Origin of the sequence: Streptomyces sp. HmicA12 (assembly GCF_000373565.1) — a bacterium.
Taxonomy (GTDB): domain Bacteria; phylum Actinomycetota; class Actinomycetes; order Streptomycetales; family Streptomycetaceae; genus Streptomyces.
On record NZ_KB891798.1, the window covers coordinates 293,210 to 316,185 of the forward strand.

The window sequence follows — 22,976 nt, forward strand, 5'->3', positions numbered from 1 at the left end:
GGGCGGCGAGCGCTGCCGTGCGCCCGGCAACGGTGAGGGAGCCGCAAGATGACCTACCAGCCCACGCGCGAGGACAAGTTCAGTTTCGGCCTGTGGACGGTCGGCTGGCAGGGCGTCGACCCGTTCGGTGTCGCCACCCGGCCCGCGCTCGACCCCGTCGAGTCGGTGCAGCGCCTGTCCGAACTCGGCGCGTACGGCGTGACGTTCCACGACGACGACCTGATCCCGTTCGGCGTCTCCGAGGCCGAACGCGAGTCGCACATCAAGCGTTTCCGGCAGGCGCTCGACGCCACGGGCATGGTCGTCCCGATGGCGACGACGAACCTGTTCACGCACCCGGTCTTCAAGGACGGCGGCTTCACCGCCAACGACCGTGACGTGCGCCGCTTCGCGCTGCGCAAGGTCGTCCGCAACATCGACCTGGCCGCCGAGCTCGGCGCGAAGACGTACGTGGCGTGGGGCGGCCGCGAGGGCGCCGAGTCCGGCGGCGCGAAGGACGTCCGCGACGCCCTCGACCGCATGAAGGAGGCCTTCGACCTCCTCGGCGAGTACGTCGTCGAGCAGGGCTACGACCTGAAGTTCGCCATCGAGCCGAAGCCGAACGAGCCGCGCGGCGACATCCTGCTGCCGACCGTCGGTCACGCTCTCGCGTTCATCGAGCGCCTGGAGCGCCCGGAGCTGTACGGCGTCAACCCGGAGGTCGGGCACGAGCAGATGGCGGGTCTGAACTTCCCGCACGGCATCGCCCAGGCGCTGTGGGCGGGCAAGCTCTTCCACATCGACCTCAACGGCCAGCACGGCACCCGCTACGACCAGGACCTGCGCTTCGGGGCCGGCGATCTGCGCTCCGCGTTCTGGCTCGTCGACCTGCTGGAGAGGGCCGGGTACGCGGGCCCGCGGCACTTCGACTTCAAGCCGCCGCGCACCGAGGACTTCGACGGTGTGTGGGAGTCGGCCGCCGGCTGCATGCGCAACTACCTGATCCTCAAGGAGCGGGCCGCCGCCTTCCGCGCCGACCCGGAGGTCCAGGAGGCGCTGCGGGCCTCGCGGCTCGACGAGCTCGCGCAGCCGACCGCGGCCGACGGGCTCGCCGCGCTGCTCGCGGACAAGGGCGCGTACGAGGAGTTCGACGTGAACGCGGCCGCCGAGCGCGGCATGGCGTTCGAGCGACTCGACCAGCTGGCGATGGACCACCTGCTGGCCGCCCGCGGCTGACGTCGCTTTCTCGCCCGTCCGGTCCCAACTCCCGTCAGGGGGTCGCGTGTTCGGCCCACTGACGGGACCCTGGGGGCATGGCCACGCCGCCCATGCCCCCGCAGCCGCCACCACCGCCCCCGGGCGGTCCGCCGCCCTCGGGCGGTGACTTCGGACCGCCGCACGACGGTTCCTTCGGCGCGCCGCCCCCGCGCGGGCCGGGGCGCGGTGGGCGGGGCCGCTTCGGAGTGATCGCCGCGATCGTGGCCCTCGTGGTGATCGTCGTGGTCGTGATCGTGGTGGCGACGCACGGCGGCTCCTCGGGCGGCGACGACAAGCCGTCGCCGTCCAAGAGCGGTGAGGGGTCCACGCGGTCGTCGTCGCCCCGGATTCCGAGTGAACTCCCCAGCGAGCTGCCGAGCGAGCTGCCCAGTGACCTCCCGTCGGAGCTCCCGACGGAGCTGCCCAGCGAACTGCCGAGCGGACTGCTGCCGAGCGACGTGGTGGACCTGGTCCGGTGAGCGGCCGTGCCTCGCCGGCCGGCCACCTCGCCGTACCGCCGGAGACTTAGAGCGCGCCCTTCGGCAGCTTCACGAACGTCACTCGCGTCTCGATGCCGCTGTCCACGAGCCGCCCGTTCGCGTCGAACGCCTCGGCGCCGTCCGTCATACCGAAGTCGTTGTCGTTGATCAGGGCGAGCGTGCCGTGTCCGATGACGGCCACGCCCTCGATCTTGTCCTGTACGCCGTCGACGGTGTTCAGGTCGACCACGAGCCGCTTCTTGAGCACCGGCACGCCGGCGGCCGCCGGGTCGTCCAGTTGCTCCAGCGACGGGGACGTCGTCGCGTCGTCCCACTCGTCGCCCAGGATGTTCGCGCCGCGCGTGAGCCGCACCTCCTGGAGGCGGGCCGCCTTGTCCGTGCGCTCCTCCACGAGCAGCCGGTCACCGCCGAGCGCGACCACGGAGGAGATCTTGAGCTCGGAGGTGTCGTCCTCGCCGGGGTCGACGACGTCCACCGCGTCGAAGCGGTACGCGTACTCGGCGGTGACCGCCTGCTTCTTCGGCGAGAAGCGGACCAGGCGCGTGTTCCGCGAGGCGTCGCCCGCGGCTCCGTCCGGCAGGGACAGCGGGCTCTGCAGCGCCAGCACCAGGTCACCGTTCGGCAGCAGGGCGAGTCCCTCGAAGCCGCGGTTGACCTTCCGGTTCAGGAACACCGACGGCAGCGCCTCGACGACCGGGTAGTCGGCGCCCTTCAGGTGCAGTCCCTTGGGCACGTACCGGGTCAGCACCTTGCCGCGCGGCGACACGTGCACGAGCGAGGGGCCGTACTCGTCGACCAGCCAGAAGCTGCCGTCCGCGGCCCGCACGATGCCCTCGGTGTCCAGGCCGTTCGCGTTGTACGTCAGGGGCGTCTTCGCGTCGTACGTGTACGGCTTCTCGTCGCGGCTCTCCTGGTTCGACAGGCCGGTGACGGCCCTGCCGGAGGAGGTGGTGATCGGGATCGCGTCCAGCACCTTCACCTGGTCGCCGGTGACGCGGATCTTGACGATCGCCGGGTCGAAGCCGGGCACGGGGAACGTCCGGCGCTTCGTGCCGTCGATCTTGATCTGACCGTTGGGACCACGGTCGGTCACCGTCCAGAACTCGCCCTTGCGGCCCGCCGGGTAGATGTCGGAGCCGATGCCGCCGAGGTCGACCCCACGGTCGTCGGCGACGGTGCCCTTGAGCAGGCTGTTGCTGAAACCGGCCAGGGGTATGTCGCCGAGCGTGGCGCTGCCGGTGACCTCGGCCGAACCGCCGTGGTGGGACGGGGCGCCCGTCGCGGTCCCGGCGACGGCGAGCGCGGCCAGCGCGGCGAGCGGTACACCGGCGGCGACGGTGCGGCGTACGCGACGGGCGCTGCGGGAGCCGGGGACGAGCGGGGACATGGTGCCTCCAGAGGCGCTTGAACGCTGAACTGCGTGAACTGCGCACACGCTCGACCCCGGCGCCGAACTCCTGGTGACGGCAGGGTGAATGAAAGCGGTGAGGGAAAGTGAACGCGTGGCAGGCCGGACGCGTAGGACGCGCGGACGCGGTAGATGTTCGTCCCGGCGTACGGGAACCGCGCTTTGGGCGAGCCGGTGGCCGCCGGGTCCGCGGCCCGCCTCACCATCCTGGCGTGCCGGGCTCCGGCCGCAGCCGGGTGGCCCGTGCCGTGAAGCTGATGGCGTGGTAGAAGCCGCACAGCATGAGGAGGTCGAGCAGTTGCTCTGGGCCGAACTCCACGGCCAGCCGCTCCCACAGTGGGTCGTCGATGTCATGAGCGGTGTGCAGGGCGTCGACGGCCTCGACCAGCAGCCGGTCGCGCTCGCTCGTCCAGCACGCGTCCGTGCCCGAACCGTCGGCCAGCGAGGAGACCTGCGCGGCCGTCAGGCCCGCACGCCCCGCGAACCGCGCGACGTGCACTCCCCACTCGTACGCGCAGCCGCACCGGGCGCAGGTGCGGTCGATGACGATCTCGCGGTCGCGCAGGCCGAGGCTGAGATTCCGGCTGAGCTGGTAGGAGCCCCAGGAGTGCAGGGCTTCGGCCAGGCGCGGGTGGTGCGCGAACGTGCGGAAGAGGGCGATCGGCTCTTCGCCGGGCGGCATCACGCGCCGCAGCACCGGAGCGACGTCGTCGGGGTACGGGGCATCGAGCGGTGGAATGCGGGCGGACATGACATCTCCCTCGCGAACAGGATCGGGCCCTGGCGGCAGCTGCTTCTTTTTCAGAAGCGGTCGGAGCGAATGGCCGGAGCGTACTGTGTCGAAAACAGAAGCGCCATCCTGTGTCGAGCAGAACAGAACAGAACAGAACAGAACGGAACGCATCGCCGATGACGGCAACTCCCGCACCCGGAAGGCCTGTTCGCGGATCCACCACGGGTCGTCCCGTCATGGCGGCGCTGGATCTCTTCGGGCGGCGCTGGACCCTGCGCATCCTGTGGGAACTGCGCGGTGAGGCGCTCGGCTTCCGGCCGTTGCAGCACCGGTGCGACGCGATGTCGTCCAGCGTGCTGCGCCGACGCCTCCTGGAACTCCAGGAAGCCCGCCTCGTGGAGCGCGACGAGGCGGACGGCTACCGCCTCACCGGGCTCGGCGAGGACGCCTGCGCCCAGCTCGAGGGACTGAACCGCTGGTCCGAGCGATGGGCGGCCGAGGTCGGACGCTCCGCGTGAGGGCGGGATGACGTCGAGGTTTCGTCTAGGGGATCGTTATGAGCGTTGACGATCGATACGATGATGTCGCTCCGGCGCCGTACGCGTCCGGGCACGGCACCGGGGGAGGGTCCACGCCATGCGACTGCACGTCGACCGACGCCACGCGCGCGTCCTCCAACTGGTCAGGGAACGCGGCACTTTGCGCGTCGCCGACCTCGCCCGGGAGCTCGGCGTCTCGCCGGTGACGCTCCGCCGCGACGTCGAGACCCTCGCGACGCAGGGCAGACTCCAGCGGCTGCACGGCGCGGTCATGTGGCCGGGGGACGCGACCGAAGCGCCGCGCGGGGGAGGTCAGTTGGCGAACACCCCTGCGCCCGCACACGTACTCGTGCCCGGCACCGTCGTCGGCATGGTCGTGCCGACCACCGAGTACTACTACGCCGATGTGGTGCGCGGCGCCCGTGAGGCCGTCGAGGAGCGGGGCGCCCGCCTCGTCGTCGCCCTGTCGCAGTACCTGCCCGGTGAGGACACCGTCCAGGTCGACCGGCTGCTGGCCTCGGGCGCCGAAGGGCTTTTGCTCACGCCCAGTTGGGAGGCCGGCAGCCCGGGCCCCGGCGAGGGGGTGCGGATCACCGAGCGGCCGGTGCCGACCGTCCTGGTGGAGCGCTCCGCGCCGCTCGGCCATCCCGCGGCCGCCCTCGACCGGGTCCGCTCCGACCATGCCCACGGCGCGGCCGAGGCGGTGCGTCATCTGGCCGCGCTCGGCCACCGCACGATCGCGCTCGCGGCCCAGGAGTCACCGACCAGCGCCGCGCTGCGGCGCGGCCACGCGGCCGCGGTGGCGGCCCTCGGGCTGCGCCCGGCGCCCGAACAGACGCCGCCGCCGCGCACCGCCACCGAGGCCGAGCGTTTCGAGCGCACCTTCGCCTACCTGCGGGACGCCGTCGAGGAGCACGGGGTGAGTGCCGCGATCCTGCACAGCGACGTCGACGCGATCGTCCTCGTGCCCCGGCTGCGGGCCCACGGCATCCGCGTCCCCGGTGACCTCGCCGTCATCACGTACGACGACGAGGTGGCCGGCCTCGCGGACCTGCCGCTCACCGCGGTCGCCCCGGCCAAGCGGACCGTCGGCCGGCGCGCCGCCGAACTGCTGCTGTCCCGGCTCGCCGAGCGGTCAGGTACTCGCGAGCCGGGACAACACCTCGACATTCTCCCCGAGTTGCGCGTCCGGGAGTCGTGCGGCTCGCCGCTCAGGCCAGTGTGACCGTGACCTTCTGGGTCAGCCCGCCGGTCCCGGAGAGATCGCCGAACGTCAGCTTCAGCTCCCGGCCCGTCTCGGCGCCGGTCACCGAACCCGGCTTCGAGGCGACGGACCTGACCGGCCGCCGCCAGGTCAGCGTGGCCCCCTTCACCGCACGGTTCGGGTCGCTCACGCACACCGTCGCCGTGCCGTCGCGCCGCTCCCGGATCTGCACGATCAGCGGAGCGTCGACACTCACCCTGCCGACCGTCCCCGGCTCCCAGAACGTCACCGAGGTCAGCCCGAGCGACGGCACCCGGACCCCCTGCTGCGCAGCGGAGTTGACGGTGACCTGCATCCAGTCCCGCTCCAACGCCCGCGCGGCGGTGCGCTGTTCACTCGCGCCCGGCAGCACCACGTACGCGTAGGAGGCGTTCGCCGGATCCGTGCCGTGGTCGGCGAGCAGGGTCACGTACCGGCGGGTGACCGGGTCGGTCGAGCCGCCGCCGTTGATGCTCTGCCACGCCGCCGTACGCTCCTCGCGCAGCGCGGTGAGCGAGGCGCCGCCGGGGAAGAGATAGCCGCCGTGCCCGGCCAGATGGGCCCAACGGGCGTCCTTGACCGTCGAGTTCCAGCCGAGCGTGGACGGCTGCGACCGGCCGTCCACCGTGAGTCGCGCCGTCCCGGACGCCCCCAGATTGCGGTTGTCGACCACGCTCTCCACGCCGGCGCCGTCCGTGCTCGTGATGCCCGCGCCGAGGCAGACCACCGCGTCGTCGAGGAAGAACCACGACTTTTTCGCCCGCAGCGTCGACGACAGACCGCGGGTGTCCTGGGCCACCGCCGCGTACGTGCCGTCCGTCGTGCCGCCCACCCACGTCGTGTCGGGACGTGCCGCGCCCCACGTGCCGCCCTCGCCGTCCGCGAGCTTCTTGCGCGAGACCGTCGTGCCGGGCAGCCGGTACGGGTCCACGGTCGGCCAGTACCCGTCGCTGTACTGCCCGCCGCCCGTGCTGTCGCCCGCGGCCCACCAGTACAGCATCCCCGAACCGGTGTGCCAGCCGTGGATGTTCTCGCCGTTGCCGTTCTCGTAGAAGGTGATCGCCTTCGACGACATCGACACGGACGCGGTGAACCGGCTCGTGCGGTGCGCGGCCCGCGCCATCGACGGGAACAGCTTGTGCCCCGTCGGCTCGGCCCCCGCCTTGACCGCCGAGTCGTCGAGCAGCGTCGCGACCCGGGACAGCGCGGCGACGCCCAGGGTGCGGCCGCTCGTCACGTCGCTGTAGCGGTCCCGCGTGAACCAGCCCTTCGCGAGGGCCTGCCAGCGCGCGTTCTCCTCGGCGCTCGCGCCCTGCCCGAGCAGCAGGATCGACGCGATGATCCCATGCCCGCGGGAGTGGTCGTCCTGCTGGACCTTCAGCGTGTCCGTGGCGACCAGGCCGCGGCTGATCGCCCGCCCCGAGACGTTGTCCATCATCAGGCCGTCGTGCAGGAACGGCGCGTACGCGGACTCCACCGAGTCCAGGAAGATCTGCCGCCCGCTGTCGGTGATCGCCCACGTCGACCCGCCGAGCAGCGCGAACAGACGGCTCAGGCCGTCGATGAGGACCGCGCCGTACGAGCCGGTGTACGGCACGTACGTGTGCTGGATCAGCGAGCCGTCCGCGTACAGGCCGTCGCCCGAGGTGACGTAGGGGAAGACCGGCGAGACCGCGTCACGGGCGAGCGCGACCTTCGCGGCGGTGCCGTCGAGGATGCCGCGCAGGGCGAGGACGCGGCACAGGTCGATGCGGTTGGCGCCGGTGCTCGTGCCCGTGTACTTCGACACGAGCGAGTCCGGGACGAAGTGGTCGATCGCCTCGGTCGCCGCCGTCAGCTGGGCCTGGCTGAGGTGCTCGTACATGAGGACGCAGATGTCGAGCAGCCGCTGCGGGGCGCCTATCTGGAAGTTGTACCAGTTGCCGTACTGCGTCTGGGACTTGTTGTAGACCTGCGTGCCGAGGTGGTCAACGGCCGTGAGCACGGCGGTCTTGAGCGACGTGTCGCCGGTGAGGCCGGTCCCCGGCTGGCAGAACGCCTCCGCCATCGTGCGCACGCGCTCGTAACTCGTCTGGATCTTCTCGGAGTAGCCGTACGACTCCGTGTCCGTGTCCGGCTCCGGATCCCCGAACACGGCGTCCGGCCACAGCGATCCGGTGGCCGGGGCCATCGCGTCCTGCCAGGCCTTGGCCTGCGCGCCGAGCGTGGCGAGCTTCGACCTGAACGGCTCGGCGGTCGGGCTGAAGCCCTCGCCGAGGTACAACGCCCGCCACTTCGCGCGCAGTCGGGCGAACTCGTCGGCGCCGTCGGCGGCGGCTGCCGGACGGGGCACTCCGACGGTGAGCGCGGCACCGACGGCCGCCGAGGTGGCGAGGAAGGCGCGACGGGACCAGGGCAGGGACGGCGACGTCATGAAGAGCTCCGGGAGACTGGAGGATCCGCTGGGAGTAAGCGGTTTCTAGCACCCGGTGAATCAAACGCTCAAGAGAAACGACCAAATTGATCGTTTCGATCGTTCAGTGGTGGCTGAAGGGAGAGGGGCGGCGGTCAGGCCCCGACCCACACCGTCGTGATGTTGCAGAACTCCTTGATGCCGTGGCCCGCCAGCTCGCGCCCGTACCCGGACCGCTTGGCGCCCCCGAAGGGCAGGGCGGGGTGCGAGGCCGTCATTCCGTTCACGAAGACACCACCCGCCCCGCTGTCCCGGACGAAGCGGTCGATGTCGGCCTCGTCGCCGGTCCACAGGTTCGAACTCAGCCCGAAGGGCGTGTCGTTGGCGACCTCGATCGCCTCGTCCAGGTCGTCGACCCGGTACAGCGTCGCGACCGGGCCGAACGTCTCCTCGCGGTGGATCCGCATCTCGGGCGTCACATCGGCGATCACGGTCGGCTCGTAGAACCAGCCCCGGTCCGACAGGTCCTTGGGCCGCTGCCCGCCGCACAGCACGGTCGCGCCGCTCTCCACGGCCTCGTCGACCAGCTCCTCCAGATCCTTGCGGCCCTGCTCGCTGGCGAGCGGTCCGACGTCGGTGTCCTCGTCCAGCGGGTCGCCGACGCGCAGCGCCCGCATCCCCTCCACGAACGCGTCCCGGAACTCCTCGAAGGCGTCCTCGTGCACGATGAACCGCTTCGCCGCGATGCACGACTGCCCGTTGTTCTGCACGCGTGCCGTGACCGCGGTCTTCGCCGCCTTCGCCACATCGGCCGACGCCATCACCACGTACGGGTCGCTGCCGCCCAGCTCCAGAACCGTTTTCTTCACCTCGTCGCCGGCGATCGCGGCGACCGAGCGGCCCGCGGGCTCGCTCCCGGTGAGCGTCGCGGCGGCCACCCGCTCGTCGCGCAGAATGCCCTCGACCGCGCCGGACCCGACCAGCAGCGTCTGGAAACAGCCCTCGGGGAATCCGGCCCGCAGCAGCAGATCCTCCAGGTAGAGGGCGGTCTGCGGCACGTTCGACGCATGCTTGAGCAGGCCCACGTTCCCCGCCATCAGAGCGGGCGCCGCGAACCGGACGACCTGCCACAGCGGAAAGTTCCACGGCATGACGGCGAGGACCACGCCGAGGGGCCGGTAACGGACCAGGGCACGCGCCGCGCCGGAGTCCTTCACGTCCTCCTCGGACGGGTGCTCGTCGGCGAGCAGACGCTGCGCGTTCTGCGCGTACCAGCGCATCGTCTTCGCGCACTTCGCCGCCTCGGCACGGGCCGCCGCCACCGGCTTGCCCATCTCCGTCGTCATGACGCGGGCGATGTCGGGCGTGTCCGCGTCCAGCAGGTCGGCGGCCTGCAGCAACGGACGGGCCCGGTCGAAGAACGTCGTCGTGCGGTACGTGTCGAACGTCCGGGACGCCAGGGACAGCTTCGCCTCGATGTCCTCCGGGGACAGGGCGTCGTACGTCTTCAGCCTCTCGCCCGTGGCGGGGTTGACCGTCGCGATCGGCATGGGGGGCGACCTCCTCTGCGCGGTTCCTTCGACCTTCGCGCGCGGCGCGGGGCCGCGCAACGCGGGCGGCCCGGGTACCCGCAGGGCCCGGCGTCAGACCTGCTCCGCCAACCGCTGCAGGAACGCTGTCTGCGCCGTCACGATCACGGCTCGCGCCGCGTCGAGCCCGAACCACGCCACCCGGTCCAGCTCCGGGAACTCGGCGGTCCGGCCGCTGCCGCGCGGCCACTCCATCGTGAACGTGCCCGGCACCACGTCCGCCGGATCGAGATCGCCCTCCACCGCCCACACGGTGACGCGCTTGCCGCCCGACTGGGTCACCTCGCCGAGCGGCAGCGGCGTGCCGTCGGGCGCGGGCAGCCCGAGCTCCTCCCGGAACTCGCGCCGGGCCGCGTCCCAGGGCGTCTCCTCGGAGCCGTCCTCTCCGTACTCGCCCTTCGGGACGGACCACGCACCCGCGTCACGGCGGGCCCAGAACGGGCCGCCCATGTGCCCGAGCAGCACCTCGGGCCCGTCCGGAGTGCGGCGGAAGAGCAGGATTCCCGCGCTGCGCTTGGCCATGTGATCAGTCCCGGTGGAGATAGCGGATGACGGCGAGGACGCGTCGGTTCTGATCCTCCGACGCGGGAAGACCGAGCTTGCCGAAGATCGCCGCGACGTGCTTCTCGACGGTGCCCGCGGACACGTGCAGCGACTGGGCGATCGCCCCGTTCGAGCGGCCCTCCGCCATCAGCGTCAGAACGTCCCGCTCCCGGCCGGTCAGCGACGTCAGCTCCTCGCTCCGGCGCCCCGCCCCGGCGAGCTGGGTGACCACCTCGGGGTCGAGAGCGGTGCCGCCGGCCGCGACCCGCTCCAGCGCGTCCGTGAACTCGGCGACGTTCGCCACCCGCTCCTTCAGCAGGTACCCGACACCGGCCGAGCCCTCGGCGAGCAGCCGCGTCGCGTACTTCGTCTCGACGTACTGGGAGAACAGCAGGACGCCGGTGCCGGGGAGATCGCGGCGGATGTCGATCGCGGCGCGCAGCCCGTCGTCGGTGTGCGTCGGGGGCATCCGGATGTCGACGACGGCGACGTCCGGACGGTGCTCCGTCACGGCCGCGCGCAGGGCGTCCGCGTCGGCGACGGCGGCCGCGACCTCGTGGCCGCGCAGGGTGAGCATCTGGGCGAGGAGTTCGCGCAGGATGGCGGCGTCCTCGGCGATGACTACGCGCATGGGGGGAGCCTCGCACACTTCGGGACGCCGAGCGGAGGCGTCGTACTGGTCAGGCATGCACCGGCAACCTCACGGTGACGGCGGTGGGCCCGCCCCGCGGACTCGACACCGCCAACTCCCCGTCCACCGTCCGCACCCGCTGCACGAGCCCGGCCAGCCCGCCCCCGTCGACGATCCCGGCGCCGCCCCGCCCGTCGTCCGCCACCCGCAGCCGCAACACGCCCTCCCCGGCGGCCAGTTCGACGCGGACTCGGCCCGCCCCGCTGTGCTTGATGGCGTTCGCGAGCAGCTCCGCCGCGCAGTAGTAGGCGAGACTCTCGATCGCCGGGGTCGGGCGGCGCGGTATATCCACCGTCACGTCGACGGGCAGCGAGGACCGGGCGGCGAGCGTGGTGAGCGCGTCAGCGAGACCACCGTCGAGCGCCGGCGGGTGCAGACCGCGCGAGAGGTCACGCAGTTCCGTGAGAGCCTCGGCGGCGCTGTCGCGCGCGGTCTCGACGAGCCGGCGCAGCTCGGGCCGGTCCCGGTCGTCGAGCTGCTCGCGCACCATGTCGAGGCTCATCGCGAGGGCGACGAGCCGCACCTGCGCACCGTCGTGCAGATCGCGCTCCAGCCGCCGAAGGCGCGCATTGGCGTCGTCGACGGCGAGCGCCCGGGTCTCCTCCAAGTCCCTCACCCGCTCGGCGAGTCGGTCGGGCCCGAGCAGGGCCCGTACGAGACGACGGTCGGCGCGGACACACGCCCGGGTCAGCCACGGCGCGACCACGACGATCGCGCAGCCGACCACCGTCGTCCCCAACGCGCCCCACAGGGAGTGCAGTCGGGGCGAGCCGCCGAACGGCAGCGGCGTCACCAGGCTCACGTCGTCCGGGGTGAACGCCCACCGCACCGGCGCCACCACGTTCACCGCACCGACGACCCACCACGACACCGCGTACAGGGCGAGCATCGCCACCGGCAGCCGCACCACCGCGTACGCCACCGCACGCCACGCGGCCCCGTCCCGCAGCCGCGCCTCCGTCCGGTCGAACAGACCGCCGACCGCCCCCGGCGCGCCCGGATCCGCGACCCGATCGTCCAACAGGCCGTTCGCCAGGCGCCGTTGCAGAGCCCCGAGCCCCCGCGCCAGCGCCAGGCCGCCCACCAGGAACAGCACGCCGAGCACCGCCCCGACCAGGGTCAGCGTGAACGCCGTGCCCAGCGCCAGCGCCACCACGACGAGCAGGAAGCCCGCGAGCGCGGGGACGCAGGACAGGAGACAGTACGCCGCCTCCGCCCACGCCCGCCGCGTCAGACAGGCTCGCAGAACGTCACGCATCGCGACGGGCCAGGAGACGGTCGGCCGCCGCGAGGAAGGCGGCCGTGTACAGGCACAGCACGACGAACCCGGCCCACGGCGAGAGCATCCCGTCCATCGGCACCGTCACGGCGAGGGAGTTGCCCGCGATCATCGTGGGGAAGAACCTGGCGACCGCCGTGCCCGTCGTCCCCGCGAGAAGCGCGGGCAGCACGTACGTGATGCCGACGAGCACCCCGATCGCACTTGCCGTGTGCCGGGTGATCACCCCGATCGCGATGCCCATCAGGCCCACCATCGCGAGGTACGCACCCGACAAGAGGACCGCGCGCAGCACGTCGGGATCGCCGAGCGAGGGGTGCGGCACGTCGGCGGAGAGCGCCGCACTGCCCGCGACGAACGACACGAACGTCACCAACTCGCCCACGAACAGAGCGAGTCCGCCGAAGACCGCCGCCTTCGCAGCCAGCGCCAGCCGGCGATCCGGCACCGCGGCGAGCGTCGAACGGATCGTGCCCGACGCGTACTCGCCCGTCACCACCAGCACGCCGAGCACCCCGATGACGAGCTGACCGAGCGCCACGCCCGCGAGAACGTTGTTCGTCGGATCGAAGCTCGCCACCTTCGAAGCACCCTGCGGAGCCTTCGTGTTGGCCATCGTCACGACCCCCATGGAGATCATGCCGACGACGGTGAGGAGCAGCGCGTACGCCGTCGACCGCAGGCTGCGCAGCTTGATCCACTCCATGCGGGCGGCCTGCCGGAAGCCGTAGTGCCCGCCGAGCACCGGGGGAGCGTAGGCCGTGCTCATCGGATACCTCCTGCTTGGCGCGTCGCACCCTGATGCGCCGCACTCTGCCGCGCCGCACCCAGGTGCGCTGCGCCCTGGTACGTGGCGACATCGCCGGTCAGCGCGAAGAAAGCCTCCTCCAACGACCGTCCCGACGCGGTGAGTTCGGCCACCGACGTGTCGGCGACCAGCCTGCCCTGCCCGATCACCAGCAGATGATCGGCCGTCAACGCCATCTCACTGATGAGGTGGCTCGACAGCAGGACCGTACGGCCTTCGGCGGCCAGTTTCCGCGTCAACTCGCGTATCCAGCGCACCCCTTCGGGATCGAGCCCGTTCACCGGCTCGTCCAGGAGCAGCACGCCGGGATCGCCGAGCAGGGCCGCCGCGATGCCGAGCCGCTGCGCCATGCCGAGCGAGAACGTCCCCGCACGTCGGCCCGCGACCGAACTCAGTCCGACCGTCTCCAGGACCTCGTCGACGCGCGCCGCCTCGATGCCGCCGCCCGCCGCGAGCGCCGCGAGATGGCTGCGCGCGCTGCGCCCGGGATGGAAGGCCCTGGCATCGAGGAGCGCGCCGACCTCGCGGAGCGGCCGGCGCAGCTCGCCGTACCGGCGGCCGCCGATCAGGGCCTGCCCGGCGTCCGGCCGGTCCAGACCCATGATCATGCGCAGGGTGGTGGACTTGCCGGAGCCGTTCGGGCCGAGGAAGCCCGTCACGCTCCCGGGACGGACCCGGAACGTCAGGCCGTCGACGGCGAGCGTCTCGCCGTACCGTTTGGTGAGCCCCTTGGCCTCGATCATCACGACTCCCTGCCCGTCGAATCCGTCGCTGCGTGGTGTGTGATCCACGCTAGGAGCGACGGGGAGGCGCCGGAACGAGGTTGTCCTCCGACCCGCCTGGGGGAAATCCCCCAGGCGACGACCGGTTCAGTGGCGCGGGACGCGCGCCTGCACACCCCGCGCCGTCGCGTCGGCCAGGTGCTGGCCGAGGCGCAGCTGGAGCGGCCCGGGCGGCCCCGTCCGCTCCGACAACAGGCTGAGCGAGCCGACCGCGCGGTCGGCCGCGCGCAGCGGCACCGCCACCACGCACGCGAAGCCCAGCGAGCGTGCCATCGCCGTGTACGAGGGCCAGTTGGCCCGCGCGTAGGGATGTGCCAGCGGCACTCCGCGGATCGCCTGCTCGGAGGCCCGGCAGTCCGCGCCGGGACCCTCGCCCCAGGACAGCGAGGCCCGCTCCAGACGCAGCCCCCGGCTGTCGGACGCGGCCAGCTCGACACGGCCGGTCGGCGGCTTGAGCACGGCCGCCGCCGACGGCACTTCCAGCAGCGTGACGCAGCAGGCCACGAGCGCCGCGAGCGCCTGTGAGCCACCGCGCACGGAGGCATCGGCCACTTCGACGAACGCCGTCGCCAGCCGGTCGCTGTCCACCTGGTACGTCTCGTACGGCACGCCACGCATGACGCGTCCCCCTCGCTCCGCTCCACTGCGCCCCCGCCACGGCACCGCCGCCCGCCCGGCACGAGGCCCGGCGGGCGGACTTTGCTCAGGGGGTATGCCCCGTACATGTGGGGTCCAAGCGGCCTCACATGTGGACAGCGCTCCCGCCCGACAGACTCTTCGGCGGACCCGAGCGGTACAGCAGCAGCGTCACGACGAATCCGACGGCGAAGAACAGCGCCGACCACCAGTACGCGGTCGAGTAGCTCTCGATCGAGGCGTTCGCCCGCACCAGCGGCGTGGGCTGCTTGCCCACGAGGTAGCTCGTCGCCGCCGTGGTCGCGAGCGTGTTCAGCAGGGCCGTGCCGATCGAACCGCCCACCTGCTGGCTGGTGTTGACCATCGCGGAGGCGACGCCCGCGTCGTGCGCCGCGATCCCGGACGTGGCCAGGTTCATCGCCGTGGCGAAGATCAGCCCCATACCGATGCCCATGACGAGCAGCGGCGGCAGCACGTGTGCGGCATAACTGCTGTCCAGGTCGAGGAACGTGAGCCACACCATCGCCACGGCGGCGAGGGCCATGCCGCTGGGCACGATGGGCCGAGGCCCGAACTTCGGCACCAGCACGTTCGTGGTGACGATCGACGAGACGACCATGCACGCGACCATCGGCAGGAACGAGACGCCGGTGATCACCGGCGAGTACTCGAGGATCTGCTGCAGGTAGTACGTCAGGAACAGGAACACGCCGAACATGCCGGCACCCGCGATGAACATCGCCAGGTAGGACGCCCCTCGGTCCCGGTCGAGCACGACGCGCAGCGGCAGCAGCGGATGCACCGCCCGGGTCTCGAACCAGGCGAACGCCGAGAGCAGCACCACACCGGCCACCAGGAATCCCCACACCTGGGCCTCGCCCCAGTCGTGCGTCTCGGCCTGCGAGAAGCCGTACACGATGCAGAACAGGCCGACCGACACCAGGATCGTGCCGGGCACGTCCAGCTTGGGCCGGTCCGCGGGGCGGCCGCCGTGCAGCAGACGCGCACCGCCGATCATCGCGACGACGGCGAAGGCCAGGTTCACGAACAGGCACCAGCGCCAGTCCAGGTACTCGGTCAGCACACCGCCGAGCAGCAGACCGACCGCACCGCCCGCACCGGCGATGGCACCGTAGATGCCGAACGCCTTGGCGCGCTCCTTCGGGTCCGTGAACGTCGTCGTCAGCAGCGACAGAGCGGCCGGCGCGAGCAGCGCGCCGAACATGCCCTGCAGCGCCCGTGCCGCCACCAGCATCCCGAAGCTCGTCGCGGCGCCGCCGAACGCGGAGGCCGCGGCGAACCCGGCCAGGCCCGCGAGGAAGACCGCTTTGCGGCCCACCAGGTCGGCGATGCGGCCGCCGAGCAGCAGCAGGCTGCCGAAGGCGAGCGCGTAGGCGGTGACGATCCACTGCCGGTTGCCGTCCGTGAAGCCCAGGTCCTGCTGGGCCGAGGGCAGCGCGATGTTCACGATCGTCGCGTCGAGCACGACCATCAGCTGGGCGAGCCCGATGACGCCGAGGATCAGCCATCGGTGTTCGTGCGCGCCCCCACCTGAGTACGGGACTCCGCCGCCACCGGGCGACACGGCCCCGACCTCGGGTCCAGCGGCACCTGCGGCGGACTCGGGCGAGCGATCCATAGTGGGCCTCCAGACACCCCCGGAACACCCCCCGACCTCGTCCACCACGCTAAGCGCCCTGCTCACGGACGGCGACCGGGGAGAGAACGGGCCCGTACACCGAAGTGCACGGGCCCGTGTCGTTCGCAGCGCTCTGCGCCTTGTGCTCTGCGTCGTCCGTTCCGTGGAGGCGTTCGCCGTCCGGCGTCGGCGGCCGTCAGCCGATCTGCTCGTCGACCGGCGCGGTCTCCTCCGAGGACCGCGGCGCCGGCACGGCCACGGCCTCCTGGGCGCGCGGCCGGAAGAACCGCTGGGCGAGCGGCTGCGTGTAGCGCGCGGTGAGCGGCCCCACGATGACGAGGATCAGGACGTACGCGGTCGCCAGCGGCCCGAGCCGCGGCTCGATCCCGGACGTCACGGCGAGCCCCGCGATGACGATGGAGAACTCGCCCCGCGCCACGAGCGCGCCACCGGCCCGCCACCGGCCCTTGACGGAGATGCCGGCCCGCCGCGCGGCCCAGTACCCGGTGAAGATCTTCGTGCAGGTCGTCACCACGGCCAGCAGCAGCGCGGGCAGCAGCACCGGCGGAATGCTCGCCGGGTCGGTGTGCAACCCGAAGAAGACGAAGAAGACAGCCGCGAACAGGTCCCGCAGCGGCAGCAGCAACTGGTGCGCGCCCTCGGCGACTTCACCGGACAGCGCGATGCCGACGAGGAAGGCGCCCACGGCGGCGGACACCTGCAGCTGCTGGGCGAGACCGGCCACGAGAATCGTCAGCCCCAGCACCACGAGCAGCAGCTTCTCCGGGTCGTCGCTCGACACGAACCGCGAGATCTGCCGGCCGAAGCGCACCGCGACGAACAGGACGAGACCCGCCGCGCCGAGCGCGACGGCGAGCGTGAGCCCACCGGTCGCCCAGCCGACCCCGGCCAACAGGGCGGTGATGATGGGCAGATACACCGCCATCGCGAGGTCCTCGAGGACGAGGATGCTGAGGATCACCGGTGTCTCGCGGTTGCCGAGCCGCCCGAGATCCCCGAGCACCTTGGCGATGACGCCACTCGATGAGATCCAGGTGACTCCGGCGAGCACGACGGCCGCGACCGGACCCCAGCCCATCAGCAGCGCGGCGGCCGCGCCGGGCAGCGCGTTGAACGTCATGTCGACGAGCCCCGCCGGATACTGCGTCTTGAGATTGTTGACCAGGTCGCTCGCCGTGTACTCGAGCCCGAGCATCAGCAGCAGCAGGATGACCCCGATCTCGGAGCCGATCTCCACGAACTCCTCGCTCGCCCCGAGCGGCAGCAGCCCGCCCTCGCCGAACGCGAGCCCGGCCAGCAGATACAGCGGGATCGGCGAGAAACTCAGCCGCCCGGCCAGCCGCCCCAGGAGCCCGAGGGCCAGGATGATCGCACCGAACTCTATGAGGAAGACAGCGGAGTGCATCCGATCACTCCCGTCCCAGAATCGCGGCCGCCGCCTCGACGCCTTCGCGGGTGCCGATCACGATGACCGTGTCCCCGCCCGCGAGCCGGAAGTCCGGCGCCGGCGACGGGATCGCCTCCGCACGGCGCAGCACGGCCACGATCGAGGCGCCGGTCTCGGTCCGCATCTGCGTTTCGCCGAGCAGCCGCCCGTTCCAGTGCGAGGCGCCCGGTATCTCGATCCGCTCGGCGACCAGGCCCAGATCCGTGGTGTGCAGCAGATTCGGGCTGTGGTGCGACGGCATGAGCGCGTCGATGAGGTACGCCGCTTCCCCCGAGGTCAGCTTCATCGACAGGGCACACGCGTCCGGGTCGTCGGCCTGGTACGCGCTGAGCGTGCGGCCCCCGTCCCGGTGCGCGACCACCGACAGAAGTCGCTGTTCTCGGGTGGTCAGGTCGTAGCGGTGGCCGATCCCTGGCAGTGGTGTCCTGCTGAGTCGTGAAGCGGGCACGTCTCTCCCCTTGTCCGTGCATGGTGTCCGGGCTGCGCCCCCGGCGCCTGTTACATGGCGAATGCATCTTTCAACGTCGGAGTCACCTTATACGGCTCATCTTTTGGCAAAGAAACGGTCAGTCGTCGAGCGTGGGCGGCAGCACGTCCGGATGCGCGGCGAGCACGTTCTCGACCGTGTCCGCCTGTTCCGCCGTCTTGTCGTCGCGATAGCGCACGACGCGGGCGAACCGCAGCGTGACGCCCGCCGGATAGCGCGTCGACCGCTGCAGTCCGTCGTAGGCGATCTCGACGACCAACTCGGGCCGCACGATGACGACATGACCGTCGTCACTGACCGCCGACTCCCGCAGCCGTACGGTCTGCCAGTCGAGGAGCGCGTCCGTGAGGCCCTTGAACGTCTTGCCGAGCATCGCGTACGAGCCGTCGTCGCGCCGGGCGCCCAGGTGCAGGTTGGAGAGCTTGCCGGTGCGCCGCCCGTGCCCCCACTCGGCGGCGAGGACCACCAGGTCCAGGGTGTGCACGGGCTTCACCTTCAGCCAGGACGCGCCCCTGCGGCCCGCGCTGTACGCGGCGTCGACGCCCTTGACCACGACGCCTTCGTGCCCGCGCCCGATGGTGTCCGCGAAGAACCGCTCGGCGGCGGCCCGCTGCCGCTCGTCTCCACCGTCCTCCACGACGTACCGGCGCACCCGCATCGGCTCCGGCACGAGCCGCGTCAAGCGCTCGTGCCGCTCGGCGAACGGCAGGTCGAGCAGGTCCTGCCCGCCCTGCCAGCCTTCCCCCTCGTTCCCTTGCTCGGCGTCCGGCACGTACAGCACGTCGAAGAAGACGGGGGAGACGGGCAGTGCCGCCGCGGCGCGGGCCACGTCGACGCGTGATCCGACCCGTCCGGCCACGTCCTGGAAGGGGCGCGGCCGCCCGTTCTCGTCGAGCGCGATCACCTCGCCGTCGAGAATGAACCGCTCGCCCGCGAACTCCCTCACGCAGGCCGTCACTTCTGGCAGCCGCTCGGTGACGTCGTCCAGCGTGCGGGTGTACACGCGTACGTCGTCGCCGTCCCGGTGCACCTGTACGCGGATGCCGTCGAGCTTCTCCTCGACGGCGCACGCCCCCAGCTTGTCGAGCGCCTCGCCGACCGACCCCGCGGTGTGCGCCAGCATCGGCAGCACCGGTCGCCCCACGGTGAGCCGAAAACCTTCGAGCGCGCCGGGCCCGTGCGCGAGCAGCGCCTGCGCCACCGGCTGCAGCCCGCCCGCGAGCATCACCGCGCGCCGCACGTCCGCCGGGGGAGCGTCCGTCGCCCGGGCGAGCCCTTCGAGAGCGACCGCGTCCAGGGCGCCCTGACGGACCTCGCCGGTGACGAGCCCGAACAGGAACCGCTGCTCGTCCGCTGTCGCCGCGCCCATCAACTCCCCGACCAGACGCTTGCGTTCGGCCTGCGAGCCGGTGCCGGAGACGTCCCCGATGACGGTCAGCGCCGCGTCGACGTCCTGCACGCTGAGCCGGGGCCGGTCCGCGGGCGCCACCGGATCACCGAGCACCCGCCAGCCCACTCCGAGCCGCCCCTGCGGGAGGCGTCCCGCCAGGTAGGGGATGACGATCGGGACGTCGTCGGGCGAGGCGTCGCGGAACAACTCGGCGAGCAACGTGATCTTCCGCGACCGCGCCGAGGCGGCGGCCACCTCCTGGGACACCTGAGCGAGCCGGGCGAACAGCATGTAGCCATGGTGCAACGAGGGGTGGGGCGGCGCATCGGGGTGGGGCGTGTGGGGTGACTTTTGCGGGGTCGGACGAGGTGGAGGCGGCTGGAGTGGCACAGGTCGTACGGCAGATCCAGAGGGGCCCAGCCACGGGGGTGTGGTGGGGGAGCTGGGTGGGGTTGCTTCGGGCGGGGTGGCTGGCGGGAGCGGCAAGCCGTCGCCACACCCGGAAGTGCGCCTTGGCGACGAGATCGTCGGCGAGCCAGGGATTGCCGGTCAGCGAGCGGGCGTAGGCGGCGCCGGCTGCGGACCGGCGAGAACCACTCACTCAAATACCGGTAATCCGGATGCTGGGGAGCTTGCCACCGCAATTGACACGTGCTGGATGATGGAGAGGTGAGTGGCGCACGTCACATAGTTTCTTCGCGAAACGCCGTAATACATCTCCCCACTGTCGCGTCGAACCGGTATCAGGAACACGCAGCGCAGCAGAAGCAGAAAGGGAGCCCGCCATGCCGACGACCCTGCCCGTCACGCTGGAACAGCCGGCTCACGCCCGCCTCGTCACCGCCGGGGGCGCGGGCCCGGAACGTGCCGTCACCGTCGGTCTGACGTACGCCTCCGCCGACCCGCTCGCGATAGGCCTCGTCTTCCCGCCCGAGGTGACGCTGGCCGGCACCGAGGTGACCTGGGCCTTCGCGCGTTCGCTCCTCGACGAGGGCCTGCGCTCGCCCACGGGATGGGGCGACGTCCACGCCTGGCCGTGCGGCCGCGCCCGCACCGTGGTGGAACTGCGCGCGCCGGAGGGCCTGGCGATCGTCCAGTTCGACACCTCGGTCCTAAGACGCTTTCTGCGCCGTACGTACGCGCTGGTCCCGGCAGGCCAAGAAGACATGACGGGATACGTGGACCACGCACTGGCCGCGCTGCTGGGGCCCGAGGAGGACCTCACCGCTTGACGTCACGCCGTACCGGGCTTCCGGACAAGGATCTGGATCCCCGTCGACTCGTGGCCGTTCATGGTCGCCACGGTGATGGTCCGGTCGGCGACGCTCTCGAACGCGCTGAGCAGCGTGGAAAGCCACTCGCGCGAGTGATGGCGGCACACCGCGCCGTCGCTGGTCTCGAACACGCCGTAGCCGCCGAAGGAACCGGCGCAATGGTCGTAGCGCCGACGATTGCGTTCGTCGCCCTGCAGCAGAAGATCGCTCACATAGAGGATCCCGCCGGGCTTGAGGAGGCGGCCGACCTCGGCGACCAACCGGCGCTGGGCGTCATCGCCCGGGACGCAGGTGAGCACGGCGAACAGCAGAACCACATCGAAACCGGCGTCGGGCCAAGGCACCCTCGGTGGTGCCTCCAGTACCGCGAACTGCGTTCCGGGAAGCAGCACCCGAGCCCGCTCGATCATCCCCGGCGAGGTGTCGACCCCGGCAAGACGGTCGTGGCCGCGCCGCCCGAGGTCCTCCAGAGTCCGGCCGTACCCGCATCCGTAGTCGAGGACAGCGGCGTGCTTGTCCACTCCCTCGAGCCAGGGCAGATGAAGCGGATGAGTGAACGTCTTGGTGGCCGAGGCCGCATCCCAATAGGGAACTTGACTGTCGAGATCGCGCATGGACGACATGCCTCATCGTTGCCGCGAGACGAGGAGAAACGCCACCCTCCACGTCCAACGGCCCCCGGGCAAGAGCTGAAGGCCCCGAACACAGAGCGACCGCCCCACCGCACCGACAGACGTGAACCGGAAGGCAGGGCGGCCCGGTTGAACCAGGAGTGGTCCGCGTCAGCTCGCGTCCAGCTCCTTCTCGATGGCGGCGACGACCTCGGGCGCGTCAGGGGTGGTCTGCGGCGCGAACCGGGCCACGACCTCACCGGAGCGGCCGACCAGGAACTTCTCGAAGTTCCAGCGGATGTCGCCCGTGTGCCCCTCGGCATCCGCGGTCTCCACGAGACGCGTGTACAGCGGGTGCCGGTCCGCCCCGTTGACGTCCACCTTTTCGGTCATCGGGAACGTCACGCCGTACGTCGCCGAGCAGAACTCGGCGATCTCGTCGGCGGTGCCGGGCTCCTGGCCCATGAACTGGTTGCAGGGCACTCCGAGCACCGTGAAGCCGCGCCCCGCGTACTGCTCGTGCAGCTGCTCCAGGCCCGCGTACTGCGGGGTGAGGCCGCACTTCGAGGCGACGTTGACGATCAGGACGGCCTTGCCCAGGTACTGACCCAGATCGGCGGAACCGCCCTGGAGGCGGTCGATCTCTACTGCGTCGTAAACGGTCATGGTCCGGAGCGTACGCCGCAGCGGCGCTGTGACTGAGTCCAGCCCTTGCCGAGCACGGCGCCCCCTCTCTGCCTGAGGCGGACGCGTTCATTCTGGGAGACGGCCGTGAAGAGTGCCGATGCCTGGACGATCAGCAAGCATGCGCTGCGTCGCGCCGTCGACATGGCGCCCGATCCGGAGGAGATCCGCGCCGGGCTGCTTCATCCGCAGCGAACGTTCCCCGGCTGCACGGCGGGGCGTCTGTACTACCGGCGCGGTCGCATCACCCTGTCCGTCGACTACGCAAGCCGCACCGTGGTCACCGTGCTGTGGACGCCGCGTAACCCCAACGACCGCCCCACGCGCCGGGGCATCGACCGCTGCCGCGATGTGCCGCAGCAGCGGCGCAAAGATTAGCTGTCGTCAGAAGAAGGGGCGGGCACGTCCCACACGATGTAGTGAAATCGCTCGCCCTTCTCGCCGGTGCCGAGCCACTCAACAGCGGCGAGGTGGTTCGCACTGGTCGGCATGCAGTACCAGAGCCCCTCGCTCCCGTCACTGATCTCAACGGTTTGCGCCACGTCGTCGTCCGTGAGCGCGGCGGCGCATGTCTTCGCGGTGGCGCCGCCGCGGGGCTGGCCCACGCGTCCGTTCATAGCCGAATAGGAGACACCTCCCGGCCACGACATGTCCGGGGCCTTGACTGACTCTCCGACGTTGCCATGTTCGAGATCAGCACTGTGCCCTTCGGGCAGCGTGAAGTCCCCCGTCTTGAGGATCTTCGCCACCGCCGTTTGCGACGGGGAGGGCGACAGCGTCGTCAGGTCACCGTCGGCGGGATCATCGCTCGCGTCCGCCGCCCCGCTCGGGTCGGTCGTCGCCGCCGGCTCAGGACTCACTGACTCCCGCGTCGCCGTGGAGGACCCGGCGGCCGGGCCGTCGTCGCGGGAGTCCTTGTTGCTGCTCTGGGTGAAGAGCGTCGCGAGCACGCCAAGCACAGGCACGAGGATGCCAACAACCCACCAGGACCACTTCGGCGGCCCGTGGCTAGGCTCCGGTGGCTCAGGCGGCGTGGGCCGTGGC

Annotated in this window: 23 protein-coding genes; 6 read left to right on the forward strand and 17 right to left on the reverse strand. The window is 71.4% G+C overall.

All coding sequences use genetic code 11. The features are described from left to right. The first annotated feature begins 48 nt into the window (after positions 1–48). Entirely contained in the window at positions 49–1,215 is a 1,167-nt protein-coding gene (gene xylA, locus B072_RS0105105; protein ID WP_018528857.1) for a xylose isomerase, read from the forward strand. 77 nt (positions 1,216–1,292) lie between these two features. Beyond that, positions 1,293–1,715 (forward strand): hypothetical protein, encoded by a 423-nt coding sequence (locus B072_RS46230; protein WP_026245466.1) that lies wholly within the window; start codon positions 1,293–1,295, stop codon positions 1,713–1,715. A gap of 46 nt (positions 1,716–1,761) precedes the next feature. Here B072_RS46230 and B072_RS0105115 read toward each other — a convergent pair whose 3' ends face one another. Continuing rightward, a complete protein-coding gene (locus tag B072_RS0105115) occupies positions 1,762–3,123 on the reverse strand; it encodes an esterase-like activity of phytase family protein (RefSeq protein ID WP_018528859.1) in 1,362 nt (453 codons plus the stop codon). A gap of 220 nt (positions 3,124–3,343) precedes the next feature. Beyond that, positions 3,344–3,895 carry a carboxymuconolactone decarboxylase family protein gene (locus B072_RS0105120; protein WP_018528860.1) on the reverse strand — a complete coding sequence of 184 codons (552 nt, stop codon included), beginning with the start codon at positions 3,893–3,895 and terminating at the stop codon, positions 3,344–3,346. A gap of 218 nt (positions 3,896–4,113) precedes the next feature. On the opposite strand from B072_RS0105120, the gene B072_RS0105125 reads away from it, so the two are divergent. After that, positions 4,114–4,395, forward strand: a complete 282-nt coding sequence (locus B072_RS0105125; protein ID WP_018528861.1) for a winged helix-turn-helix transcriptional regulator — start codon at positions 4,114–4,116, stop codon at positions 4,393–4,395. A 118-nt stretch (positions 4,396–4,513) separates the two neighbouring features. Beyond that, positions 4,514–5,641 carry a substrate-binding domain-containing protein gene (locus tag B072_RS0105130; RefSeq protein WP_018528862.1) on the forward strand — a complete coding sequence of 376 codons (1,128 nt, stop codon included), beginning with the start codon at positions 4,514–4,516 and terminating at the stop codon, positions 5,639–5,641. Here the strand turns inward: B072_RS0105130 and B072_RS0105135 are convergent. From B072_RS0105135 to B072_RS0105190, 12 genes are all read right to left on the reverse strand, one after another. After that, positions 5,628–8,072, reverse strand: a complete 2,445-nt coding sequence (locus B072_RS0105135) for a polysaccharide lyase 8 family protein (protein ID WP_018528863.1) — start codon at positions 8,070–8,072, stop codon at positions 5,628–5,630. The two genes, B072_RS0105130 and B072_RS0105135, sit on opposite strands and share 14 nt — an antisense overlap. A gap of 134 nt (positions 8,073–8,206) precedes the next feature. Continuing rightward, complete coding sequence (locus tag B072_RS0105140) at positions 8,207–9,601, reverse strand: NADP-dependent succinic semialdehyde dehydrogenase (RefSeq protein WP_018528864.1); 1,395 nt, start codon at positions 9,599–9,601, stop codon at positions 8,207–8,209. 93 nt (positions 9,602–9,694) lie between these two features. Continuing rightward, a complete protein-coding gene (locus B072_RS0105145) occupies positions 9,695–10,162 on the reverse strand; it encodes an NUDIX domain-containing protein (protein WP_018528865.1) in 468 nt (155 codons plus the stop codon). A gap of 4 nt (positions 10,163–10,166) precedes the next feature. After that, the gene (locus B072_RS0105150) at positions 10,167–10,814 is read right to left on the reverse strand and encodes a response regulator transcription factor (RefSeq protein WP_018528866.1); all 648 of its coding nucleotides are present in this window, start codon (positions 10,812–10,814) and stop codon (positions 10,167–10,169) included. Between the two features lie 49 nt (positions 10,815–10,863). Then, on the reverse strand, positions 10,864–12,132 hold the full coding sequence (locus B072_RS0105155; RefSeq protein ID WP_018528867.1) for a sensor histidine kinase: 1,269 nt from the start codon (positions 12,130–12,132) through the stop codon (positions 10,864–10,866). Next, the gene (locus B072_RS0105160; RefSeq protein ID WP_018528868.1) at positions 12,125–12,922 is read right to left on the reverse strand and encodes an ABC transporter permease; all 798 of its coding nucleotides are present in this window, start codon (positions 12,920–12,922) and stop codon (positions 12,125–12,127) included. The genes B072_RS0105155 and B072_RS0105160 overlap by 8 nt, the downstream gene beginning before the upstream one ends. Further along, positions 12,919–13,704, reverse strand: coding sequence for an ABC transporter ATP-binding protein (locus B072_RS0105165; RefSeq protein WP_018528869.1), 786 nt, complete (start codon positions 13,702–13,704; stop codon positions 12,919–12,921). Before B072_RS0105165 ends, B072_RS0105160 begins: the two co-directional genes overlap by 4 nt. Positions 13,705–13,830: 126 nt before the next feature. Further along, positions 13,831–14,361 carry a GAF domain-containing protein gene (locus B072_RS42460; RefSeq protein ID WP_018528870.1) on the reverse strand — a complete coding sequence of 177 codons (531 nt, stop codon included), beginning with the start codon at positions 14,359–14,361 and terminating at the stop codon, positions 13,831–13,833. Between the two features lie 124 nt (positions 14,362–14,485). Then, entirely contained in the window at positions 14,486–16,018 is a 1,533-nt protein-coding gene (locus B072_RS0105175) for an MFS transporter (RefSeq protein WP_018528871.1), read from the reverse strand. A gap of 196 nt (positions 16,019–16,214) precedes the next feature. Next, on the reverse strand, positions 16,215–17,444 hold the full coding sequence (locus B072_RS0105180) for a cation:proton antiporter (RefSeq protein WP_018528872.1): 1,230 nt from the start codon (positions 17,442–17,444) through the stop codon (positions 16,215–16,217). Positions 17,445–17,448: 4 nt separating this feature from the next. Continuing rightward, positions 17,449–17,934: a cation:proton antiporter regulatory subunit gene (locus tag B072_RS0105185; RefSeq protein ID WP_078506296.1), complete on the reverse strand. Its 486-nt coding sequence runs from the start codon at positions 17,932–17,934 to the stop codon at positions 17,449–17,451. Positions 17,935–18,052: 118 nt separating this feature from the next. Beyond that, entirely contained in the window at positions 18,053–19,654 is a 1,602-nt protein-coding gene (locus tag B072_RS0105190; RefSeq protein WP_018528874.1) for an ATP-dependent DNA ligase, read from the reverse strand. 494 nt (positions 19,655–20,148) lie between these two features. On the opposite strand from B072_RS0105190, the gene B072_RS0105195 reads away from it, so the two are divergent. Beyond that, complete coding sequence (locus tag B072_RS0105195) at positions 20,149–20,595, forward strand: SsgA family sporulation/cell division regulator (RefSeq protein WP_018528875.1); 447 nt, start codon at positions 20,149–20,151, stop codon at positions 20,593–20,595. Positions 20,596–20,597: 2 nt separating this feature from the next. Here B072_RS0105195 and B072_RS0105200 read toward each other — a convergent pair whose 3' ends face one another. Beyond that, positions 20,598–21,251 (reverse strand): class I SAM-dependent methyltransferase, encoded by a 654-nt coding sequence (locus tag B072_RS0105200; RefSeq protein ID WP_026245469.1) that lies wholly within the window; start codon positions 21,249–21,251, stop codon positions 20,598–20,600. Between the two features lie 168 nt (positions 21,252–21,419). After that, positions 21,420–21,914, reverse strand: coding sequence for a glutathione peroxidase (locus B072_RS0105205; RefSeq protein WP_018528877.1), 495 nt, complete (start codon positions 21,912–21,914; stop codon positions 21,420–21,422). A 105-nt stretch (positions 21,915–22,019) separates the two neighbouring features. Here B072_RS0105205 and B072_RS0105210 point away from each other — a divergent pair, with 105 nt between their 5' ends. After that, complete coding sequence (locus B072_RS0105210) at positions 22,020–22,310, forward strand: hypothetical protein (protein ID WP_018528878.1); 291 nt, start codon at positions 22,020–22,022, stop codon at positions 22,308–22,310. On the opposite strand, the gene B072_RS0105215 is transcribed toward B072_RS0105210, so the two are convergent. Then, positions 22,307–22,891, reverse strand: coding sequence for a hypothetical protein (locus B072_RS0105215; RefSeq protein WP_018528879.1), 585 nt, complete (start codon positions 22,889–22,891; stop codon positions 22,307–22,309). The two genes, B072_RS0105210 and B072_RS0105215, sit on opposite strands and share 4 nt — an antisense overlap. Between the last annotated feature and the right edge of the window lie 85 nt (positions 22,892–22,976).

What these genes read in the sequence shown, in the direction of transcription:
- xylA (WP_018528857.1), top strand. Translation starts at nt 49, where the DNA reads ATGACCTACCAGCCCACGCGCGAGGACAAGTTCAGTTTCGGCCTGTGG.
- B072_RS46230 (WP_026245466.1), top strand. Translation starts at nt 1,293, where the DNA reads ATGGCCACGCCGCCCATGCCCCCGCAGCCGCCACCACCGCCCCCGGGC.
- B072_RS0105115 (WP_018528859.1), bottom strand. Translation starts at nt 3,123, where the DNA reads ATGTCCCCGCTCGTCCCCGGCTCCCGCAGCGCCCGTCGCGTACGCCGC.
- B072_RS0105120 (WP_018528860.1), bottom strand. Translation starts at nt 3,895, where the DNA reads ATGTCCGCCCGCATTCCACCGCTCGATGCCCCGTACCCCGACGACGTC.
- B072_RS0105125 (WP_018528861.1), top strand. Translation starts at nt 4,114, where the DNA reads ATGGCGGCGCTGGATCTCTTCGGGCGGCGCTGGACCCTGCGCATCCTG.
- B072_RS0105130 (WP_018528862.1), top strand. Translation starts at nt 4,514, where the DNA reads ATGCGACTGCACGTCGACCGACGCCACGCGCGCGTCCTCCAACTGGTC.
- B072_RS0105135 (WP_018528863.1), bottom strand. Translation starts at nt 8,072, where the DNA reads ATGACGTCGCCGTCCCTGCCCTGGTCCCGTCGCGCCTTCCTCGCCACC.
- B072_RS0105140 (WP_018528864.1), bottom strand. Translation starts at nt 9,601, where the DNA reads ATGCCGATCGCGACGGTCAACCCCGCCACGGGCGAGAGGCTGAAGACG.
- B072_RS0105145 (WP_018528865.1), bottom strand. Translation starts at nt 10,162, where the DNA reads ATGGCCAAGCGCAGCGCGGGAATCCTGCTCTTCCGCCGCACTCCGGAC.
- B072_RS0105150 (WP_018528866.1), bottom strand. Translation starts at nt 10,814, where the DNA reads ATGCGCGTAGTCATCGCCGAGGACGCCGCCATCCTGCGCGAACTCCTC.
- B072_RS0105155 (WP_018528867.1), bottom strand. Translation starts at nt 12,132, where the DNA reads ATGCGTGACGTTCTGCGAGCCTGTCTGACGCGGCGGGCGTGGGCGGAG.
- B072_RS0105160 (WP_018528868.1), bottom strand. Translation starts at nt 12,922, where the DNA reads ATGAGCACGGCCTACGCTCCCCCGGTGCTCGGCGGGCACTACGGCTTC.
- B072_RS0105165 (WP_018528869.1), bottom strand. Translation starts at nt 13,704, where the DNA reads ATGATCGAGGCCAAGGGGCTCACCAAACGGTACGGCGAGACGCTCGCC.
- B072_RS42460 (WP_018528870.1), bottom strand. Translation starts at nt 14,361, where the DNA reads ATGCGTGGCGTGCCGTACGAGACGTACCAGGTGGACAGCGACCGGCTG.
- B072_RS0105175 (WP_018528871.1), bottom strand. Translation starts at nt 16,018, where the DNA reads ATGGATCGCTCGCCCGAGTCCGCCGCAGGTGCCGCTGGACCCGAGGTC.
- B072_RS0105180 (WP_018528872.1), bottom strand. Translation starts at nt 17,444, where the DNA reads ATGCACTCCGCTGTCTTCCTCATAGAGTTCGGTGCGATCATCCTGGCC.
- B072_RS0105190 (WP_018528874.1), bottom strand. Translation starts at nt 19,654, where the DNA reads ATGCTGTTCGCCCGGCTCGCTCAGGTGTCCCAGGAGGTGGCCGCCGCC.
- B072_RS0105195 (WP_018528875.1), top strand. Translation starts at nt 20,149, where the DNA reads ATGCCGACGACCCTGCCCGTCACGCTGGAACAGCCGGCTCACGCCCGC.
- B072_RS0105200 (WP_026245469.1), bottom strand. Translation starts at nt 21,251, where the DNA reads ATGCGCGATCTCGACAGTCAAGTTCCCTATTGGGATGCGGCCTCGGCC.
- B072_RS0105205 (WP_018528877.1), bottom strand. Translation starts at nt 21,914, where the DNA reads ATGACCGTTTACGACGCAGTAGAGATCGACCGCCTCCAGGGCGGTTCC.